The organism is Streptomyces sp. NPDC000941, from assembly GCF_053599555.1.
Genome location: NZ_JBSFMM010000565.1, coordinates 1 through 1,113, shown reverse-complemented (window position 1 = coordinate 1,113; position 1,113 = coordinate 1). Strand labels below are relative to the sequence as shown.

Genomic DNA, 1,113 nt, shown 5'->3' with positions numbered 1-1,113 from the left:
CTTCGGTCGGCGCACGCCGCGTTCCGGGGCGGCACGAGACCGCACAGCACGAGACCGCCGCGGCCGCCGGCGATCCGGCGGCCGGACACCCGGACGGCCCGGACCAGCCGAACCGTGCGGACCAGCCGGGCGAATCCGATCCCGAGCACTTACCCGACGGGCCCGGGCCCGCCCCGTTGTCCGAGCGGCCGCCCACGCGGTCACCCGCACGGACGGGACAAAATCCCCGGGGCCGTGAGCCGACACCCTCGGACCAGGAGCTCACCCGGCGGCTCCAGGAGGCGTACCGCATGGGCACCACGAGCCCGACGGCCGGGGAAATCCTCTACCGCCGCCACCGCGACGCGGCGCTCGCCCACGCCCGCACCTGTTGCCGGGCCCTCCACGACGCCGAAGACCTGGTGTCCGAGGCGTTCATCCGTACGTTCCAGGCCGTCCGGTCGGGCGGGGGTCCGCGTGGCCCCTGGCGCCCCTATCTGCTGACCGTCATCCGCCACACCGCGATCGAGTGGAGCTCCGGTGCGCGTCAGGTGCTGCTCACCGCGGACTTCGAGTCGTGGCAGCAGCTTTCGACCGAGGCGGACCCCCAGCAGCGCCTGCTGGCGGACGAGGACCGCACACTTGTGATCCGCAGTTTCCAGACCCTCCCCGCGCGGTGGCGGACCGTGCTGTGGCACACGCTGGTGGAGGACGCCTCCCCGCAGCGCGTGGCCGCGCTGATGGGCCTGTCCCCCAGCGGTCTCACCTCACTGGCTTTCCGGGCCCGCGAGGGGCTGCGCGAGGCGTATCTGCGCGCTCATGTGCGATCCGCGGCGGCGGACGACGACCGCTGCCGCCACTTCGGCTCCATGATCGGCGCTTCGGTGCGGCGTGGCGCCGTACGTGGCCACGCCCTCGCGCGCCATCTGGCCGAGTGTCGCTGCTGCGCGCACGCGTACACCGAGTTGCTGGCCCTCAACGCGGCCATGCGGGGCTGAGCGCCCGGACGACTCACGCACACATGGAGCTGCCGGCCGCGGATCGCGGCCGGGCGCGCCCGGGGGTGGGGGGGCTACTGGCCCACGCGCCACATCCACAAAAGAATATAAAACAACAAAAATCACAAAACACAAC

Annotated in this window: 1 protein-coding gene; it reads left to right on the top strand. The window is 72.4% G+C overall.

Annotated features, from left to right (window positions below):
* Positions 1-290 precede the first annotated feature (290 nt).
* Positions 291-977 (top strand): RNA polymerase sigma factor, encoded by a 687-nt coding sequence (locus ACWDSL_RS53510; RefSeq protein WP_450497043.1) that lies wholly within the window; start codon positions 291-293, stop codon positions 975-977.
* Positions 978-1,113: the final 136 nt, after the last annotated feature.